General features: G+C 62.3%; 18 protein-coding genes and 4 tRNA genes. 13 read left to right on the top strand and 9 right to left on the bottom strand.

The annotated features are described in order from the left end of the window. The first annotated feature begins 15 nt into the window (after window positions 1-15). Window positions 16-105: transfer RNA gene (locus tag HY067_00675), tRNA-Ser, on the top strand. 53 nt (window positions 106-158) lie between these two features. On the opposite strand, the gene tpx is transcribed toward HY067_00675, so the two are convergent. Beyond that, window positions 159-791, bottom strand: coding sequence for a thiol peroxidase (gene tpx / locus HY067_00670; protein ID MBI3526464.1), 633 nt, complete (start codon window positions 789-791; stop codon window positions 159-161). A 118-nt stretch (window positions 792-909) separates the two neighbouring features. On the opposite strand from tpx, the gene HY067_00665 reads away from it, so the two are divergent. Together HY067_00665 and HY067_00660 are read left to right on the top strand one after the other, a co-directional pair. Continuing rightward, on the top strand, window positions 910-1,128 hold the full coding sequence (locus tag HY067_00665) for a hypothetical protein (protein ID MBI3526463.1): 219 nt from the start codon (window positions 910-912) through the stop codon (window positions 1,126-1,128). A gap of 15 nt (window positions 1,129-1,143) precedes the next feature. Beyond that, entirely contained in the window at window positions 1,144-2,031 is an 888-nt protein-coding gene (locus tag HY067_00660) for a radical SAM protein (protein MBI3526462.1), read from the top strand. A gap of 3 nt (window positions 2,032-2,034) precedes the next feature. Here the strand turns inward: HY067_00660 and HY067_00655 are convergent, their stop codons facing one another. Together HY067_00655 and dksA are read right to left on the bottom strand one after the other, a co-directional pair. Further along, window positions 2,035-2,343 (bottom strand): helix-turn-helix transcriptional regulator, encoded by a 309-nt coding sequence (locus tag HY067_00655; protein ID MBI3526461.1) that lies wholly within the window; start codon window positions 2,341-2,343, stop codon window positions 2,035-2,037. A 248-nt stretch (window positions 2,344-2,591) separates the two neighbouring features. Next, the gene (gene dksA / locus HY067_00650) at window positions 2,592-3,014 is read right to left on the bottom strand and encodes an RNA polymerase-binding protein DksA (GenBank protein MBI3526460.1); all 423 of its coding nucleotides are present in this window, start codon (window positions 3,012-3,014) and stop codon (window positions 2,592-2,594) included. A 147-nt stretch (window positions 3,015-3,161) separates the two neighbouring features. On the opposite strand from dksA, the gene HY067_00645 reads away from it, so the two are divergent. From HY067_00645 to htpX, 5 genes are all read left to right on the top strand, one after another. Then, a tRNA-Pro gene (locus tag HY067_00645) sits at window positions 3,162-3,238 on the top strand. Between the two features lie 29 nt (window positions 3,239-3,267). Next, window positions 3,268-3,344, top strand: a tRNA-Arg gene (locus HY067_00640). A gap of 38 nt (window positions 3,345-3,382) precedes the next feature. Next, a tRNA-His gene (locus tag HY067_00635) sits at window positions 3,383-3,458 on the top strand. Between the two features lie 43 nt (window positions 3,459-3,501). After that, window positions 3,502-5,397: an ATP-binding cassette domain-containing protein gene (locus HY067_00630; GenBank protein MBI3526459.1), complete on the top strand. Its 1,896-nt coding sequence runs from the start codon at window positions 3,502-3,504 to the stop codon at window positions 5,395-5,397. Between the two features lie 44 nt (window positions 5,398-5,441). Then, window positions 5,442-6,362 carry a protease HtpX gene (htpX, locus tag HY067_00625; protein MBI3526458.1) on the top strand — a complete coding sequence of 307 codons (921 nt, stop codon included), beginning with the start codon at window positions 5,442-5,444 and terminating at the stop codon, window positions 6,360-6,362. Between the two features lie 67 nt (window positions 6,363-6,429). On the opposite strand, the gene HY067_00620 is transcribed toward htpX, so the two are convergent. Both HY067_00620 and HY067_00615 read right to left on the bottom strand, forming a co-directional pair. Then, the gene (locus HY067_00620) at window positions 6,430-7,227 is read right to left on the bottom strand and encodes a beta-ketoacyl synthase chain length factor (protein MBI3526457.1); all 798 of its coding nucleotides are present in this window, start codon (window positions 7,225-7,227) and stop codon (window positions 6,430-6,432) included. After that, complete coding sequence (locus HY067_00615) at window positions 7,221-8,495, bottom strand: beta-ketoacyl-[acyl-carrier-protein] synthase family protein (protein MBI3526456.1); 1,275 nt, start codon at window positions 8,493-8,495, stop codon at window positions 7,221-7,223. The genes HY067_00620 and HY067_00615 overlap by 7 nt, the downstream gene beginning before the upstream one ends. 94 nt (window positions 8,496-8,589) lie before the next feature. On the opposite strand from HY067_00615, the gene HY067_00610 reads away from it, so the two are divergent. The 5 genes from HY067_00610 to HY067_00590 all read left to right on the top strand — a co-directional run bounded on the left by HY067_00610 (window position 8,590) and on the right by HY067_00590 (window position 14,713). Next, a complete protein-coding gene (locus tag HY067_00610) occupies window positions 8,590-8,865 on the top strand; it encodes an acyl carrier protein (GenBank protein ID MBI3526455.1) in 276 nt (91 codons plus the stop codon). After that, window positions 8,840-9,523, top strand: coding sequence for a hypothetical protein (locus HY067_00605; GenBank protein ID MBI3526454.1), 684 nt, complete (start codon window positions 8,840-8,842; stop codon window positions 9,521-9,523). Before HY067_00610 ends, HY067_00605 begins: the two co-directional genes overlap by 26 nt. A 4-nt stretch (window positions 9,524-9,527) precedes the next feature. Continuing rightward, on the top strand, window positions 9,528-10,895 hold the full coding sequence (locus tag HY067_00600) for an acyl-CoA synthetase (protein ID MBI3526453.1): 1,368 nt from the start codon (window positions 9,528-9,530) through the stop codon (window positions 10,893-10,895). After that, on the top strand, window positions 10,859-11,800 hold the full coding sequence (locus HY067_00595; protein ID MBI3526452.1) for a hypothetical protein: 942 nt from the start codon (window positions 10,859-10,861) through the stop codon (window positions 11,798-11,800). The genes HY067_00600 and HY067_00595 overlap by 37 nt, the downstream gene beginning before the upstream one ends. Before the next feature lie 72 nt (window positions 11,801-11,872). Then, entirely contained in the window at window positions 11,873-14,713 is a 2,841-nt protein-coding gene (locus HY067_00590) for an MMPL family transporter (GenBank protein ID MBI3526451.1), read from the top strand. Between the two features lie 3 nt (window positions 14,714-14,716). On the opposite strand, the gene HY067_00585 is transcribed toward HY067_00590, so the two are convergent. The 4 genes from HY067_00585 to HY067_00570 are packed head-to-tail and all read right to left on the bottom strand — an operon-like array spanning window position 14,717 to window position 18,273. Further along, window positions 14,717-15,493: a hypothetical protein gene (locus HY067_00585; GenBank protein MBI3526450.1), complete on the bottom strand. Its 777-nt coding sequence runs from the start codon at window positions 15,491-15,493 to the stop codon at window positions 14,717-14,719. Then, a complete protein-coding gene (locus HY067_00580) occupies window positions 15,490-16,677 on the bottom strand; it encodes a methyltransferase (GenBank protein MBI3526449.1) in 1,188 nt (395 codons plus the stop codon). Before HY067_00580 ends, HY067_00585 begins: the two co-directional genes overlap by 4 nt. 11 nt (window positions 16,678-16,688) lie before the next feature. Beyond that, complete coding sequence (locus HY067_00575; protein ID MBI3526448.1) at window positions 16,689-17,495, bottom strand: glycosyltransferase family 2 protein; 807 nt, start codon at window positions 17,493-17,495, stop codon at window positions 16,689-16,691. Next, window positions 17,488-18,273, bottom strand: a complete 786-nt coding sequence (locus HY067_00570) for a MipA/OmpV family protein (protein ID MBI3526447.1) — start codon at window positions 18,271-18,273, stop codon at window positions 17,488-17,490. The genes HY067_00575 and HY067_00570 overlap by 8 nt, the downstream gene beginning before the upstream one ends. Window positions 18,274-18,327 lie beyond the last annotated feature (54 nt).

Here is an 18,327-nt window from a genome sequence, read left to right as displayed (position 1 = left end):
GATGTACGGACATACGGAAGGGTGGCAGAGCGGTTAAATGCACCGGTCTTGAAAACCGGCAGAGGCGCAAGTCTCTCGTGGGTTCGAATCCCACCCCTTCCGCCAGAAATGAAAAACCCCGCAGGAAGCGGGGCTTTTCTGCACTTTGGTGGAAAACTCTACAGAAGCGTCTTGGCAAAATTCATCGCCGCCGGCATGTCGGGAAGCTGGGTCACTTCCGGCACGACCTGAATGTATCGCACGATGTTGTCCTTGTCGGTGACGATTACCGCTCGCGCCAGCAAACGCAGCGGGTCCATCAGCAGGCCATTGTTCTTTCCGAACTCGGCAGACTTGTAGTCCGAATAGAAAGTGACGTTCTTGATCTTCGCTTCCTTGGCGAAGCGCTGTTGCGCGAAGGGAAGGTCCATGCTGATCGTGACCATGTCGATCTTTTCCGCAAGTTTCCGATCCTTTTCGCTCAACTGGTGGGTCTGGGCCTCGCAGGTTGGCGTGTCGAGTGAAGGAACGACACTGATGATACGAACCTTGCCTTTGGCCTCGGCGATATTGACTGGCGCGAGGTTGCCGGCGGTGACCATTGCGGCGGGCAGGGGATCACCCACCTTGAGTGCCTGACCGCTCAACGGCATGTCGTTGCCCATGAGCTTGACGGTATTGCCGTCACCGGACGAGGCGCTCTCCGTGGCAACCTTGATGGCCTGGACTTCCTCCCCTGCGGCGTAGGCCGAAACCGAGCCAACTCCGAGCAGGCCGGTTATTATCAATGACATCAATGAAGATGGTTTCATGGCAACTCCTCTATATATTTGTTTGGTTGAACGGCTCAATGACTTGTAGCAGCCCTATTTTGAATGACGAATACCAAGTTCCCTAGATGAAAACGCCTATTTATCCCTAACGAATTTCATGAGCTCGATTCCGTCCGCCGTCCGCTCGGGTGAGGAATTGCCGGGTTTACGCAAACCAGCCGGCGCGGGTCCGGGTGAAACTGGGAGCGGAAATCTTGCGCTGAATCTGCGCAGAAAGTCATTTCTGCTCAGCCTGTGCGCGCCTGCCAGCGATCCCGCTCTTGTGGCTTTGGAAGGGATGTTATATTTTTTCGAGAAATTAGAATCAATTAATTGATTAAGTACGGAATTAATGACTTTTCCAAGTACCGTAGCCGTGGCCGATATCCGCACCCAGCCCCTTACCATCTTCGATCACAGTCGCGATAACGCGGGACTGATCTACGTGTACCCGGTGATCTCCCGGCGGGCGGGCGGGGTTTCTATCGGCATCAACCTGAATGTCAACAATGCATGCAACTGGCGATGCATCTATTGCCAGGTCCCGGGGCTGAGCCGCGGAGCGCCTCCGCCGGTCGATTTGTCCAGGCTGAGAGCGGAGCTGACCGGATTTCTGCATGACGTCCTGAAGGGCGATTTTTTCGCCACGCGTGTACCGGAGGGAGCGCGTCGGCTGAATGACATTGCTCTGTCGGGCAATGGCGAGCCCACCAGCGCAAAGGAATTCGAAAAGGTTGTCGATTTGATCGGCGAAGTGCGCCGACACGCGGGTGTGCCGGAAGCAGTGAAGACGGTGCTGATCACGAACGGCAGCCTGATGCAGCGTAAGGGAGTCCAAAGCGGCATAAAGAAGCTCTCGGCGCTCAATGGCGAGGTCTGGTTCAAGCTGGATCGTGCAACCGATGCCGGACTGCGCCGGGTCAACAATGCACGCATGGGGATGACGCGTGTACGCGCCAATCTCGCCTTGGTCGCGCAACTCTGCCCGACCTGGATTCAGACCTGCATGTTTGCAATCAATGGCGAGGGGCCCGATGCGGCGGAGCAGGAGGCCTATCTGGATTTCCTGCGCGGATGCGGGGCGGAACCGATTCCCCTGCAGGGCGTGCTGCTTTATGGGCTGGCCAGGCAGTCCTTCCAACCGGAGGCGCCGCGCCTGACCCCGCTGCCGTCGGCATGGCTGGAAGCCTGCGCCCAGCGCATTCGTGCGCTGGGGATTGCAGTCAAAGTGACGCCGTAACCGCTAGCGACGGCCGCGGCGGCGCGGGATACGCGTGCTGGCCTCTATCTTGAGGCGGCGATAAAGAGCGGGCTGTGCCGACTTCAAGTAGGAAATCAGGGCGACGTCGCCCCGGTTGATTTTCTTCAGGTCTATCTGATCCACGTGAACCAGTCGTAACAGTTCCCGCACCGGTTTGGGCATATTGCGGCCGCTTTCGTAGCGAGAACCGCCGCTCTGGGTCACGCCGATCTGTCCCCAGAATTCCTGCTGGTTCAGGTTGAGGCGCAATCGTATCTCGCGGGGATTCTGAATTTTCTCGAACATTTTCATCTCAATCTTTTCTGGTTGATCGTCATCGGACGGCCATGCAGTCCGCATCCTCGTTTGTTTGTCCTCATGCGGCAGACAAAGTTCCTCATGTCGAACCATGACAAGCGCCTAATGCCATGGCATAACATAACAACGCAATGCTCTGCGGGGCGTTGACTTGTTCCGGATGGTGGTATGCCAGCGGGAGCTGCACTCTCGCGCCATGATTTGATCCGCGGCAAGCCGTCCTAGCGGTCGGGCGGGAGAACTTACTTCGCTACCTGCCGTTCTCGCAGTTCATCCAGCGTCTTGCAGTCTATGCAAAGCGTTGCAGTCGGGCGGGCTTCCAGCCGCTTCAGGCCGATTTCCACGCCGCAGCTTTCGCAGTAACCGTATTCGCCAGCATCGATTTTGCCGATGGTTTCGTCGATCTTCTTGATGAGCTTGCGCTCGCGATCCCGGTTGCGCAGTTCAAGCGCCATGTCGGATTCCTGGCTTGCGCGATCGTTGGGGTCGGCGAACACCGTCGCCTCGTCCTGCATCGTATGCACCGTGCGGTCGATATCCTGCGACAACTCAATTTTGAGCTGGTTGAGGATTTTCTTGAAGTGCTCGAGCTGCTTCGGGCTCATGTATTGCTCGCCCTTTTTCGGCACGTACGGCTTGAAGTTGGTATGGAATTCGGAAGCCATTTTTTACAGGTTCTGGTCCGGAAAAGTGCGCTTTAATATCAGAAATAACAGGGGGGTGCAAGAAATGTTTATCCGCAATGGAATTGCCGCGGCGGCGGACCCTTCAAATTGACCTTTAACCCCCTGATAGGTATAGTTCCGGCCCTCCGGGGTGTAACGCAGCCTGGTAGCGTGCCTGCTTTGGGAGCAGGATGTCGGGAGTTCGAATCTCTCCACCCCGACCAGAAAAGCGAGGGTCTGCCCGGTCAGAGACGTGCCCGTAGCTCAACCGGATAGAGCACCAGCCTTCTAAGCTGGGGGTTACAGGTTCGATTCCTGTCGGGCACGCCAGTGCACCCCCATAATCTCTGGTCATTAGGTTTCAAGTGGTGGCTGTAGCTCAGCTGGTAGAGTCCCGGATTGTGATTCCGGTTGTCGTGGGTTCGAGTCCCATCAGCCACCCCATCTTCCTTCGTTTTTTCCCGCGTTTCCCGATGATTCGCAATTCATGATAGTTCTGCGCGCCTTGCGACTGCGCCGCGGCGTAAAAGTGTTGTTCGAAGACGCCAGCCTCACTTTCAATCGCGGTCAGAAGATCGGCGTCACCGGTGCCAATGGCACCGGCAAATCCAGCCTGATCGCGTTGCTGCTTGGCGAGCTGCACCAGGATGCGGGGGACATCGAGATCCAGCCTGGCCTGGTCGTCGCCCACGTGGCACAGGAAACACCCTCTACCGAGCAGCCGGCCATCGAATACGTGCTCGACGGCGATGCGGAATTGCGCGATCTCGAGCGCGAACTCGCCGCCGCGGAACACGCGCACAACGGTACGCGCATTGCCGAGCTGCACGAGGACCTGCACCGTGTCGGTGGCTACGCTGCACGCGCCCGCGCGGCGCAACTCATGCACGGCCTGGGATTCGACGATTCCGAAATCGAGAGACCGGTCGAGCAATTTTCCGGCGGCTGGCGGGTGCGGTTGAATCTCGCGTGCGCGCTCATGTGCCGTTCCGACCTGTTGTTGCTTGACGAACCGACCAATCACCTCGACCTCGATGCCATCGTCTGGCTCGAGCAATGGCTCTCGGGCTATCCGGGCACGCTGCTGATGATTTCACACGATCGGGAGTTTCTCGACACCGTGGCGAACGTCATCTGCCACATCGAAGGCCAGCGCCTGCGCCTGTATGCCGGAAATTATTCCGCGTTCGAGACGCAGCGTGCGGCGCAGCTCTCGCAGCAGCAGGCGACCTACCTGAAACAGCAACGCGAGATCGCGCACCTGCAATCCTTCGTCGATCGCTTCAAGGCCCAGGCCACCAAGGCGCGTCAGGCCCAGAGCCGCATCAAGGCGCTTGCGCGCATGGAGAAAATCGCCGCCGCGCACGTGGATACGCCGTTCGAATTCGCCTTTCGCAAGCCGGCGGTGCAATCCGATCCGATGCTGAATCTGGACGGCGTCGAGGCCGGCTATGGCGACGTCGCGGTGCTGCGCGACATCCGGCTGACGCTGCGCCCGGGCACGCGACTAGGCCTGCTCGGCCGCAACGGCGCCGGCAAATCGACGATGATGAAGCTGCTGGCCGGTGTGCTGGCGCCGCTCGCCGGCCAGCGCGTCGAGGGCAAGGGGTTGCAGATCGGGTATTTCGCGCAGCATCAGCTCGAGCAGTTACGTCCCGAAGAGAGCGCGCTGTGGCACCTGACCCGGTTGTCGCCGAAGACGCGCGAGCAGGAGCTGCGCGATTTCATCGGCGGTTTCAATTTTCACGGCGATCAGGCGACCGAGCCGGTGGAGCCGATGTCCGGCGGCGAGAAGTCACGTCTCGCGCTGGCGCTGATCGTCTGGCAGCGACCCAACCTGCTGCTGCTGGATGAGCCGACCAATCACCTGGATCTGGAGATGCGCCATGCGCTGACCCTCGGACTGCAGGATTACGAAGGCGCTCTGGTGCTGGTATCGCACGATCGCAGCCTGTTGCGGGCGACTGCCGACGAGTTGTGGCTGGTCGACGAAGGCAGGGTGGCGCCGTTTGACGGCGACCTGGAAGACTATGCGAAACGGTTGCGCGCCAAAGAGCAGGCGCAGACCGTTATCGCAGAGCCGGCAGTCAGCCGCAAGGAGCAAAAGCGCCTGGAAGCCGAAGAGCGTAACCGCCGCTTTGCCCAGCGCAAACCGCTGGAGGCGCGCATAAAGTCCGCCGAGAAGGAAATCGAAACGCTGGGGGCCGAAAGGTTGCGTCTTGAAAAGCTGATTGCCGCACCCGATATGTACGGCGAAACCAGGAAGGACGACCTGAAGCGCTGCCTGCTGGAGCAAGCGCAGGTCATGAAAAAGCTGCAGGGTGCGGAGGAGCGCTGGCTTGCGCTTTGCGCCGAGTTCGAGGTCTTGGCTGCGAGCGGTTAGACAACGGATGCCAAGCCGGAACTTGGGTGCCGGGCGGTCCTCTAATGATTGGTTTACTTTTTCAGAAAGGGCAATACGTGCTCAAACGCATTGTGCTGTTCCTGATCACCAACCTGGCGGTCCTGTTCGTCCTCAACATCACGATGAGGATCCTCGGTGTCGATCGCATGCTGGCGCAATCCGGCGGCGGCCTCAACCTGAGCGCGCTGCTGGTGTTCGCCGGTGTCATCGGATTCGGCGGCGCGCTGATTTCGCTGGCGATGTCGAAGTGGTCGGCCAAATTCATGACCGGTGCGAAGGTCATCGACAATCCGCGCACGGAAGCAGAGCACTGGCTGGTCGAGACGGTGCGCAGGCAGGCGCAACAGGCCAATATCGGCATGCCCGACGTCGCGATCTACGATGCCCCGGACGTCAACGCGTTTGCCACGGGCATGAACCGGAACAGCGCACTGGTCGCGGTCAGTACCGGGTTGCTCAACAATATGACTCGCGACGAAGCCGAGGCAGTGCTGGGCCACGAGATCACTCACGTTGCCAACGGCGACATGGTCACGCTGGCATTGATCCAGGGCGTGGTGAACACCTTCGTGATTTTCCTGTCGCGCATCATCGGCAACCTCGTCGACAAGGTCGTATTCAAGACCGAGCGCGGCAACGGCCCGGCTTTCTGGATCACGTCGATCATTGCCGAGCTGGTGCTGGGCATCCTTGCCAGCATCATCGTGATGTGGTTCAGCCGCCGGCGCGAGTTCCGCGCCGATGCCGGGGGTGCCTCGCTTGCCGGGCGCGAAAAGATGATCGCCGCCCTGCAGCGGCTGAAACAGGCCCACGAAGCGCCGCAACTGCCTGCACAGATGCGTGCCTTCGGTATCTCCGGCGGACAGACCGGAGGGCTTGCGCGGCTGTTCATGTCGCACCCGCCGCTCGACGAACGCATCGAGGCGCTGCGCGCCGGTCGATGACACCGGAATTTGGAAGAAACAACGCCCGCGCAAGCGGGCGTTTTGTTTTCGACTCCGGCGCGGTTGATCAGAACGTGCGCACGGAAACCGAGAGCGTTTGCCCGGCATCGCGCTCCAGGGTTACCGATTGTGGCTGCGCACCCGCCAGCGCCGCTAGCAGCGGCAGTGCGCGTGCGCACGGATTGCCGATGCGAAGGCGCTCCAGTGCCGCATCGCCCATCCGCGAGATTTCCTTCGCTCGTGCATCCATCGTGATTTCGAGTTCGGCGATCGTCCGGTTTGTGCGATCGCGGGAAAACAGGAGTGCGGCGCCGAATGCCTGCGCTACGGGACGAATGCCTCGCAGTGGCTCGGGATAGGGGGTGTCGTACGCGACCAGCAATACCTCCAGTCGATCGACTTGCAGTTGTGCGGCCGCCTCCAGCAGCCCGATGGCAAAGCTCCAGTCGAATCCACACAGGCTGGTCGAGGGATGGTGCGAATGCGTGGCGATGCCCCAGTAACCGGACGGCGCGTTGTGCACCGAATTGTGAAAGCGCGTGGGCGAAACCTGCCTGTCCGATCCGGCGAGCGTGATGCAGATGTCGTTTATGACGTCCCCGTCGTTTCCGGAAGAAACGAATACAGTTGCCACGGAATCGACCGGTCTGCCGGCGGAGGTAAGGGCCTCGTACCCGACAGCCAGGGCTAACTTGACCGTCGAACCGGTACGCCGGCGCTCTACGGCCGGCAACAGATCCGCAACCGGTGGCGCGAGCGGTGCGGGTTCGTAGGTTTTTTCGCCTGCAAGAACCGCGCGACCGGCGGCCCAGCCCGTCAGCCCCGGCGCCAGGATTGCGGCGCCTTCGACAAACAGTTTCACGATTTCACCCGCCCGAGCAACAGACTGCAGTTGGTACCGCCGAACCCGAACGCGTTGCTCATCGCGATTTCGACCGGCTGATTGCGATTGTCGACCAGGTATTGAAGCCCCAGGGTTGGGTCGACCTTGCGCGTGTTCACGCTGCCCGGCATGAAGCCCCATTCGATCGCCAGCGCGCAAATGATGGCTTCGATCGCGCCGCACGCACCCAGCGTGTGGCCGGTCCAGCCCTTGGTCGAACTGCATGGCGTCGCGTTGCCGAATACGGCACAGACCGCCTTGTCCTCGGTGGCATCGTTGCTGCGGGTTCCGGTGCCGTGCAAATTGATGTAGTCGACCGCAGCGGGCTGAATTCCCGCAGTCAGCAAGGCCTGCTCCATGGCCATGCGCGCACCCAGTCCTTCGGGATGCGGAGTGGACATGTGGTAAGCGTCGCTGCTTTCGCCGACACCGAGCAGCGCGATCGTATCTGCGGTCCCGCCGTCTGCCGTCTTCTCCAGCAATACCATGCCTCCTCCCTCGCCGATGGAAATGCCATCGCGATCGGTGTCGAAGGGACGGCACCCGAGCGAGGAGAGCAGACCGAGCGAGCCAAATCCATACAGCGTAGTGAGACAGAGACTGTCGATGCCGCCGACCACAGCCGCATCGCACAGGCCGGCCGCGATCATGCGCGCCGCGTTTCCGAACGCCTTGGCGCTCGACGAGCACGCGGTGGAAATCGCCATCGATGGTCCGGTCAGGCCGAAGTAGGACTGGACGAACCAGGCAACCGAGTAGGTGTTGTGGGTCGTGGCATAGCGAAAGTCAGCGGGTAGCGCACCGCTGGCGTCGCGCCTGCGGTAGGCAAGTTCCGTCTCGAGTATTCCCGACGTGCTGGTGCCGACGAATACGCCGATGCGGGCGGCACCGTATTTCTCCCGTGCCGCCATCACCGCATGGTCAAATCCGTCCTGCCGCAGGCACAACTGCGCGATCCGGTTGTTGCGGCAGTCGAATTCGGCCAGATCGGCGCGCACCGGCGCCAGCACGGCATCGGACATCTGGCCGACGAAGGTGTCGAGCCTGGCCGTCTCGAACGCACAGGCGGCAAGTCCCGAACGCATCTGACACAACGCCTGCGCCGTCGAGTCGAGCCCGATCCCGGCGCTGCTGGCAATGGCGTAGCGATTGAAAAAAAGCGGTTGCACCCGACAATTTCCTGTTCGATTCCGACCCGGCGTTCCGGCTGCCGAGGTTACGTGGCGCAAGACGTGGACGTCAACTGGCATTTAGCCCGCTCATCGGGGCTGCCGGACGGGAGGGAGAGGTTATAATCCAGCGAGCCGGAAACTCCGGTCTTCAACACAGGACCAAATCGAAGCAATGGACACAGTCGAAACCATGACCGCGCAGGAACGGGAGCTTGCGGAGCTGATCGTGGCGGCGCTTAATCTGGAAATTCAGGCGAACGAAATCGAGCCGGCAGCGCCGCTCTATCGCGAGGGCCTCGGCCTGGACTCGATCGATATCCTTGAGATCGCACTTGCGGTATCCAAGAAGTACGGCTTTCAGTTGCGCTCCGATGACAGCGATAACGTCAAGACCTTCAGCTCGCTGCGCAACCTGAATGAGCATGTCCAGCAAAATCGAACCCGTTAGTCGTCCGCTCCAGACCCGTTGGTACAAGGTTGCGCTCCTGGTCGCGGGAGTGATCGCCTATCAGGTGCTGGTCTATCGCACAATTGTCGACAACCCCGACGGCTTCCTCGGCGAAGGACTGATGGTCGCGCCACTGCTGGTGGTGCTGGGCTGCGTCCTCGGCCGAAACCGGCGCGGCCGCCTGCTGCTGGCGGCATTCGCCGTGTTCGGTGTCATCGGCTTTCTGCTGTGGCGTGCAGTCGGCGCGAATCCGGCGCTGTTCTATCCTGTCCCGTATCTCACCGTCTACGCATTGCTGCTGTGGCTGTTCGGACGTACCTTGAGTCCGGGGCGGCAGCCGCTGGTCACCCGGCTTGCAACCCATGTTCACGGCGAACTCCCCCCGGAGATCGCCGGCTATACGCGCCGGGTGACATGGGCGTGGTGCGGTTTCTTTGCAGGCATGGCACTGACTTCGATGCTGCTGTTCTTGTTTGAACCGCTGTCCATCTGGTCGGTGTTCAACAACCTGCTCAATCTGCCGCTGGTGGTGGCGATGTATCTCGGCGAATACGCATGGCGGCTCTGGCGTTTTCCGAATTTTTCCCATGCCTCGATAGCCACCGTGTTTCGCGCCTTCCGCAATTTCGATTTCAACCGGCCTGCGGCCGGCCGCTGATCGCATGGCGGTTGTCGCGGCCATCAGCCATACCGAAGGGGACGATGCGGTTGCATTCAGCGGCGCCCAGCCGGTGACCGCGGCGTGCTTCCTCGCCGACGTGAAGCGGGTCGCGGAACAATTGCCCGCGCGCTCCTATCTGGTCAATTTTTGTGTCGATCGTTACCGGTTCGCTGTCGGATTGATCGCGGCTCTGGTGCGAGGGCAGGTGAACCTGCTGCCGCCGAACCAGACGCCGGAAATGCTGCGGCAATTGCAACGAGACTACGGCGATCTGTATGCCTTGAGCGATGCACCACAGGAACTCGGCGCGATCGAACAGGTGATGTATCCGCGGGCCGCGGAAGAATCCACACGGCGTTCTTCGATACGGCCGTTCTCAGTGCCGGCGTTTGCCGAAGAGCAGATCGCGGCAATCGCTTTTACGTCCGGCTCCACCGGATTGCCCACTGCGCATCGCAAAACCTGGGGTGCACTTGCGCGTGGCGCAACCGCTGAAGCCATGCGCTTCGATTTGCATCTCGGGCCCCGGGCGACGCTGGTCGGTACGGTGCCGGCGCAGCATATGTACGGCCTCGAGTCCACGGTACTGATGGCGTTGCGCGGCGGGCTCGCGCTGCATGCGAGCCGGCCTTTCTATCCGGCGGACGTGGCCGCGGCACTGGCCTTGATCCCCGGCGATCGCGTATTGGTTACGACTCCCGTGCATTTGCGGGCGCTGCTGAACGAAGACATCCAGTTGCCGCAACTGCGGCTGATCGTTTGCGCCACCGCGCCGCTGTCGCCGGAAATGGCCGCGCAGGCGGAAGCCCGCTATCGGGCGCCGCTGCACGAGGTTTACGGTTTCACCGAGGCGGGCATGGTGGCTACCCGCCGTACCGTACAAGGCCCGTCATGGCATTGCCTGCGTGATGTGCGATTGCGTCGCGAAGGCGACGTTGTGAGGGTCGTGGGCGGGCATGTCGAAAACGAGGTCCCGTTCACCGATGTGATCGAGCCCGATGGCAATGACGTTTTTATTTTGCACGGGCGCAATGCCGACCTGGTGAACATCGCCGGCAAGCGCACTTCGCTCGGTTACCTCAATCATCAGCTGAACAGCATCGAAGGCGTCCGTGACGGCGTGTTCTTCATGCCGGATGAGAGCGGCGACGGTGTTACCCGGCTGACGGCTTTCGTGGTGGCGCCCGATCTTACGCGGGATGCTCTGATTGGCGCGTTGCGCGCCCGGGTCGACGCCGTGTTTCTGCCGCGGCCGCTGTACTTCGTCGATGCGCTTCCGCGCAACGCCACCGGCAAGCTGCCGCGCGAGGCATTGCTCCGGTACGTGCAAGTATGGTCGGCCAGGGCCAAGCGGGAGGACACCGCTTGACACAAGCCTGGCTGGAACAGCGCGAACGCTCCAACGACCCCGCGCTTCGGTTTCTGGTCTGGCTGGCGCTGGGCCTCGGCCGGCCGGCCGGCCGGCTTTTGCTCTATCCGGTCTGCCTTTATTTCCTGCTGTTCTCGATCAAGGGGCGGACGGCGTCCCGGCAATATCTCCACAAGGCGCTCGATCGCCCGCCGCGTCTTGCGGATCTTTTCCGTCATTACTACAGTTTTGCGACCGTAGCCCTCGACCGCATGTTTCTGCTGCGCAATCGCTTCGCGCAATTCGAGGTGCGCGTGCATGGCAAAAACATACTCGAGGAGGCCTGGGCGCGCGGCGAACCCTGCTTTCTACTCGGCGCCCATTTCGGTAGCTTCGAGGCGCTCCATGTTTTCGGCGAAGAGCACAACATGAACGTCACCATGTTGATGTTCGAGCATGGCAGCCGGAACATGAATGCGCTCGCCAGGGCGATCAATCCGGACCTGGACAGGTCGGTGATCGGCCTGGGTTCGCTCGATTCGATGATCAAGGTGCAGGAGAGGCTTGAGCGTGGCGATTGGGTCGGCATGCTCGGCGACCGCAGGCTCTATGATTCCGGCGCGGTGAGCGTGCCGTTCCTCGGCGAGACGGCGGCGCTGCCGACCGCGCCGTTTCGCATTGCCGCCCTGATCGGACGGCCGGTGGTTCTGATGGTGGCCCTTTATCGCGGCGGCAATCGCTACGATCTGCACTTCGAGCGCCTGGTGGAGATGCCGAAACTCGATCGCAGCAGGCGCGACGCGATGATACGCGAGTGGGTGGCGCGCTATGCGCAGCGCCTCGAGCATTACTGCCGGCTGGCGCCTTACAACTGGTTCAACTTCTATGATTTCTGGGCGGATGCAAATACGCGGGCTCGATCGTAGCCTTGCGGCACTTTTCCTGGCGCTGAACGCGGTTTCAGCCTGTCCGGCGTGGTCTGCTGAACCTGCGGCGCAATGGGGCGTCGAGAGCCTTATGCTGCAGTTGTCCGAGGTAAAGCAGTCGCAGGCGCGCTTCGTCGAACGCAAATATCTGAAAGTCCTGAAGGCACCGCTGGAACTCTCCGGCACGCTGACCTATACCCGGCCCGGGCGCCTGGAAAAACGCACACTCAAGCCCAAGCCGGAAACCCTCACCGTGGCGGACGACAAACTGACTCTGGAGAACCCGGCGCGCAACGAGCGCCGCGTGCTGAAGCTGCAGGACTATCCGGTGCTGTGGGGCTTCGTCGAAAGCATCCGCGCCACGCTCGGTGGCGACATCAAGGCGCTGGAACGTTTCTATCGCGTCGAACTCGAAGGCGTGCCGGCGAAGTGGCAGCTTTATCTCGCGCCGCGCGACCGCAGGATGAGCGAGGTCATCAGCCTGATCCGCATCGACGGCAGCCAGGCGCGCATCGACACCATCGAAGTCCAGGAAGCGCACGGCGACCGTTCGGTCATGAAAATCTACGGGGACGTTCCGTGAAATCGCCGGCGCGCGCGCGCGTCGGCATCTGGCTGGGATTCGTACTTGCCTGCGCGATCATCGTTGCGAGATCGCAGTACGGCGCCGATCTTGCCGCTTTCCTGCCCAGTTCGCCGTCGCCGACGCAGCGCTTCCTGGTCGATGAACTGCGCGAAGGTGTGGTGTCGCGCCTGATCCTGGTCGGCATCGGAGGCCGCGAGCAGGACAAGCTCGCGGCGCTCAGCCGGTCGCTGGCGGCGCGGCTGGAAAAGAACGAGCGGTTTGTCTACGTCGCCAACGGTGCGCAGGACGGGTTGCGCGCCGACGGCGAATTCCTGTTGCGCAATCGTTATGTACTCAGCCCGGCGGTCACGGCGGAGCGCTTTACCGCGGCCGGCATCCGGCGCGGGCTGGAGCAGCAACTCGACCTGCTGAGTTCGCCGGCCAGCATGCTGGTCGGCAATCTGCTGCCGCGCGACCCGACCGGCGAGATGCTGCAACTGATCGACCGGTTGCAGGGCCAGGGCGGGCCGGATAAACGAAACGGCATCTGGTTTTCCGCCGACGGCACCCGTGCGCTGCTGATTGCGCAGACGCGTGCCGCCGGCTTCGACATCGATGCGCAGGAACAGGCATTGGCGCAGATTCGTGCCGCCTTTCAGGAAGCGGTGCCGGAACAGCATGCGCAGCGCGCGCAGCTGGTCGTCACCGGACCGGGCGTCTTTGCAGTGGAAAGCCGCGCTGGCATCCAGCGCGATGCGATGCGCTTTTCCATACTCGGGACGCTGCTGGTAAGCGCGATCCTGTTGTTCGTCTATCGTTCCCTGCGCGTGCTGGCGTTGACGCTGGTGCCGGTGGCGAGCGGCGCGCTGGCCGGTATCGCCGCGGTGAGCCTCGCATTCTGGTCCGTGCAAGGCGTGACGCTAGGATTCGGCGCTACGCTGATCGGCGAGGCGGTGGACTACGCGATCTATCTGTTCACCAATACCGCGCCGGGCAGCACGCCGAAGACGACCTTGCAACGCATCTGGCCGACGCTGCGGCTGGGCATGCTGACTTCGGTGTGCGGATTCGGCGCGATGCTGTTTTCCGGATTCCCGGGGCTTTCCCAGCTCGGTTTGTTTTCGATCGCCGGACTCGTCGTTGCGGTATCGGTGACGCGCTGGGTGCTGCCCGAGCTGGTGCCGGAGGGCTACCACGTCAAGACCGCGGCCGGGCTGGGTCCGTCCTTGATGCGCGTACTGACGCGCGCGCATCGTCTGCGTGTTCCGTTGCTGGTGCTGGTGATCGCAGCGGTTGCATGGCTCGCAATCAAGGGATCGACGGTCTGGGACGACGAATTGTCGAGCCTGAGTCCGGTGCCGTTGCCGATACAACGACTCGATCAGCAGATGCGCGCGGATCTGGGTGCGCCGGATGTCGGACCGCTGGTCGTGGTGAGAGGTGATTCGGAGCAGGCGGTACTGGAAAGTGCGGAGCAGGTTGGCGCCACGCTCGCTGCGCTCCAGGCCGAAGGGGTTCTCGCGGGATTCGATTCGCCGGCATTCTATCTTCCCAGCATCGGCGCGCAGCGTGCACGGCAACGGGCTATTCCCGATGCGGCTACGTTGACGCGCAACCTGGCCGCGGCCGCAGAAGGTCTGCCGTTCCGCGCCGGGACTTTCGCCCCGTTCATCGAAGATGCGCAGGAGGCGAAACGCCGGGCGCCCCTGACCGTGCAGGATCTGGCGGGAACCGGCCTCGGCCTGAAGCTGCAGGCTTTGCTCGCGCAACGCCAGGGCGGCTGGTTCGCCATGATGCCGCTGCGCAATGTATCCAACTTGCAATCGTTGGAAGCAGGACTGGCGAAGCATGATCGCTCGCAAGTGGTGTTGCTCGATATGAAGCGCGATCTCGACGGGTTGTATCACGGTTACCGGATGCGGGCGCTTGCCTTTGCCGTTCTCGGCGTGGTGGCGATCGGGGTGCTGCTGATGGTGACGCTGCGTTCAGTCCGGCGTAGCTGGGACGTGCTTGCGCCCCTGGCCGCGGCGGTGCTGGTTACCGCGGGCATTTTGCTTGCAACCGGCGCGCGCCTGAACATTTTCCATCTGGTGGCGTTGCTGCTGGTCGTCGGCGTCGGTTCGAACTACACGCTGTTCTTCGAGCGTGGCAATCCGGGCGGAGCGGATCCGCAGCGCACCGCCACTTCGGTGTTGTTCTGCAATCTTTCGACGGTGGTCGGTTTCGGCGTGCTCGGATTCGCAGTCACGCCGGTACTCAGCGCCATCGGCACGACGGTGGCGATCGGTGCGTTTCTGAGCCTGTTGTTTGCGGTCATCCTGACAGCGCGTTCGCAACCGCCGGCCTGATGATCATTTGCGGTCGTCGGCCATAAAAGTCGCGATCGTCCCACGCACTATCGGCATTCCTTCCAGCGAGACCTCGATCCGGTAATGCGTGAGCGGCAGCGCGGCGCCTTCGCGGCTGACTGAAACCAGCAAGTCCCGATCAGCCGGCATGCGGTCGCTGAAAAAAGCGATTTCGCGCATGGCAACCAGATAGCCGATGCGGGGTGAAGCGACACCTGTATGGCGCCAGCGCTGCAGGGCCTCCCATGCCGCTGCCGCCTGCGCAGCGGCTTCGATAGCAGCCACTGCCGGGGCGCTGCCGCCGGAGACCAGCGCGCACGTACCCGGTATGCGGGCCGCGCAAATCAGGCGGTCCGCGGTCTGCTGCAGGATCGATGTCAGGAAACGCATCGGCGGGCGGTGTGGCAGCAAATCGTCGAGCGGCCGGGCGGTGGCTGCCGGTGTTCCGGGAACTGCGTAGGTAGCGGCTGCGTTGCGCGGCGCATGCGGCGGACCGAGGATGAATTCGCCGTTGGCGACCAGGACGCCGTCGCGTTTCAGGTCGAACCGCCGGCGCGCCGCTTCCTGTTCGCGCGCCACGAGTTCGAGACGGTCTCCCGGGAAGACGAGTTGGCGCAGGCGCGCAAACGCGATGCCTTGAATCGAAACCGGGCGGCGCGCCTCGAGTGCCAGTGCGTCCAGAACCAGCGCGAGTTCCGCGACGCCCGGAAGGATCGGCCGTCCCGGGAAGTGCCCTTCGAAATAAGCGCCGCCGGAGGGGACCTCGATCGTCGCATTCATGCCCGTCTGGCCACGATTGCCGCAACGACGAAACTCGGATAAGCGTCGCGGATCGCTGCGATATCGGGATAGATGCGGACGGCCTCGAAGCCGTTGGCCTCAAGAGCGGCTGTCCATTGCTCCGGTGTAAGGAAGCCGCCGTTGGGGCGCCAACCGGGCACCAGCACCGCATCGCGAAACGAACTCAACAGGTTGAACACCAGCTCCAGATGCAGCGGGGTATCCAGAAACGGCCGGATGCATTCGGCCATGACCAGCATGCCGCCCTCGCTCAGCGCGTTGCGCAACTCGCCGAGCGTCGCTGCGAGATCGCGGGCGACATGCAGAACGTTGACACCATAAACGAGCGAATAGGTGTTGGGCACGATCGCGGCTTCCGAAAACGCGCGGTCGATGTCCAGCGCGGAAAACACGAAGCGGCACAGCGGGTGCCGTGCGGCGAGATAGCGCTGCGCGCGTTTGAGGAACAGCGGGGATATTTCCGTGAGGTGGTAGGAAGAGAGCTGCGCTGCGTGGCCGGAGCGTTCGAGCTCGCCAAGCAGTGTGTCCGCACCGCTGCCCAGACCGCCGCCGATTTCCAGAATGGCAGTCGCACCACCCGGCAGCGCCTGCGCCGCCGCGATCGCCCCCACGGTGTTGCTGATGGCGTAGAGCGGGTTGTCGTTGGAAAAGTACCTCACCCACGGAATGATGCCTGCCGGACCGAACAGCGCCTGCTCGCCCGAAGTCTGTCCGCGCAGTACGGCGGGATAGTGCGCCGCCGCCAGCGCCGCGATTTCATAACTGGGCAGACAGCGCGCATCATGTGCCCGCTGCTTCTCGAGAATCTCATCCGGGTCGAGCGCGGGCAAGGCCTGCTCGACTCGATAGAGGCGTTCGCCGTTCGCACCGAGCGTCGTATCGATCCACTTGCGCGAGGCGAGCATCGTCAGGATCCATGACGCCGGCACGAGCGCCGCGCCCGGTACCAGTCCGGCACGCGCGGCCGCCTGGGATACAGTGGCCTTGTTCCGGCAAGCCGCTGCCAGTCCGGTGGACCGAAACAGCGAAAGGGTCAGACGTGCGACGTACTCTTCGAAAAGGTCGAAGGAGGCGATGAAAGAATCGTCGAAATGGCGCAGAAGTTCAGGCGGATACAGTGCCACCCGCTCGTCCTGCCGGCTACGCTGCGAAATAATTGGCATGGATTGTCGTGCTATTGCGTGCGAATGTCGTTTCCTGCGCCTGCCCGGGAACGAAATCTGCGAATCAGCAGGAGGGGAAAACGCAACAGAAAGCCGAAGACCAATCGGACGTGCATCGAAATGAGCAATGCGTTGTCCCGCAGGTAGTTGAAATGCGAAACGCCGCCCTCGCCCGGACTGAAGTAACGCACCGGCACCGGAAGGTTGATCGGCCTGGCGCCGCGCCAAACCAGCCGTACCGCGGATTCGGCGTCGAAATCGAAGCGCCGCATCGAGCGCTGCGATTCCATGACTTCCAGCAGCGCCCGGGCCGGGTAGATGCGCATGCCGAACAGCGAGTCCCCGATGCCCGCGTGCAGGGTCTCGAGATCCACCCACCAGTTGCAGATGCGGCGGCCGACCACCCGTTCCCGCGGCGCGGAATCGTCGAACACCGGTTTGCCGAGAATCAGTGCGTCGGTTTGCGCTTTCGATGCAGCGATGAAGGCGGGGATCATCCCCGCAGGATGCTGGCCATCCGAATCCATCGTCAGCACATGCGTAAAGCCGCGAGCGACCGCATCGCGCAAACCGTGCAGGATGGCCGCGCCCTTGCCGCTGTTGCGTGCAAGGGCCAGCACCGTCAACGCCGGATCCGACTGCGCCATCTGCATGAGTTGTTCACGGGTGCCATCGGTGCTCCCGTCTACCACCACGCAGACAAACTCGCCTGTTCCGCGCGCCGCACGGACTGTTTCCAGCGCCTTGCGTCCGGCGTTGTAGCTGGGAATCAGCACCAGGTAGCGGGGGCCGGGCAGGGTCGTGATTGGTTTATTCATCGACGTTTACCAGTTTCGACGAACGCGAAAAAATCCACGACGCGGCAATGCCGACGGAGAACGCATCCTTTTGCCGCACCAGCGGACTCGTTTCGAACACGGCGCCGGAGAGTGTGTCTGCGCGCAGGAAGCCGCCCACCCAGTACGACGGGTAGCGCTTGCTGAGGGCGGCAATCCATTGCATGCCCGCGTATCCGCCGCCAGCCGCGTACGCGGGCCGCTCCGGGGTGGCGAATTGCGGTGCCACGCCATAAAAATAATTGTGGTAGCGCTTGTTGCCGAACAGCGGTCCGGCGGCGAAGCCGAGATTCCAGCCCGGACCCGGAAAGCGATCGTAAAAATCCACGTTGATCTGCGGCTGGAATATCCAGCCCACGTCGCGGACGTGGGACAGGTCGGTGGCAATGACCGCGCGCACCGGGAATCGCAGGTTCAGATGCGTGGTATCGGAGCGCAGCAGCATGACCGTCAGATTCGGTCCGATTTCCAGTGTCGGATCCAGATCGGGCATGCCACGCCGCGCCGAATTGTCCCCGCTGTACACCGGAATCGAACCGTTCACGCTCAGATGCAGGTCCAGCCGGTCGTTTTTGTAGAACTGGCCGCGGATGCTTTCGCGGTCGGCTTTAAGGAAATCGCCGCGATAGACGAGATAGGGAATCGGCAGGACCAGAGTATGCCGTTCGTCGGAGCCGCGGTAGTCCGGGAAATCGAGCACGGCGACACCGGCGCCAGCTTCCCAAAGCGGCAGTTCGGCCGATCGCGCGGCGCGCGGCATGGCCGCTATCGTCGCTGCCGCGGCAGCGGCGATCAACAGGTCGCGCAACGAACC

The sequence above is a fragment of the Betaproteobacteria bacterium genome (assembly GCA_016194905.1).
Classification (GTDB): Bacteria; Pseudomonadota; Gammaproteobacteria; order Burkholderiales; family JACQAP01; genus JACQAP01.
The sequence above is the reverse complement of the archived record's forward strand: the minus strand, read 5'-3'. Positions and strand labels throughout refer to the sequence as shown.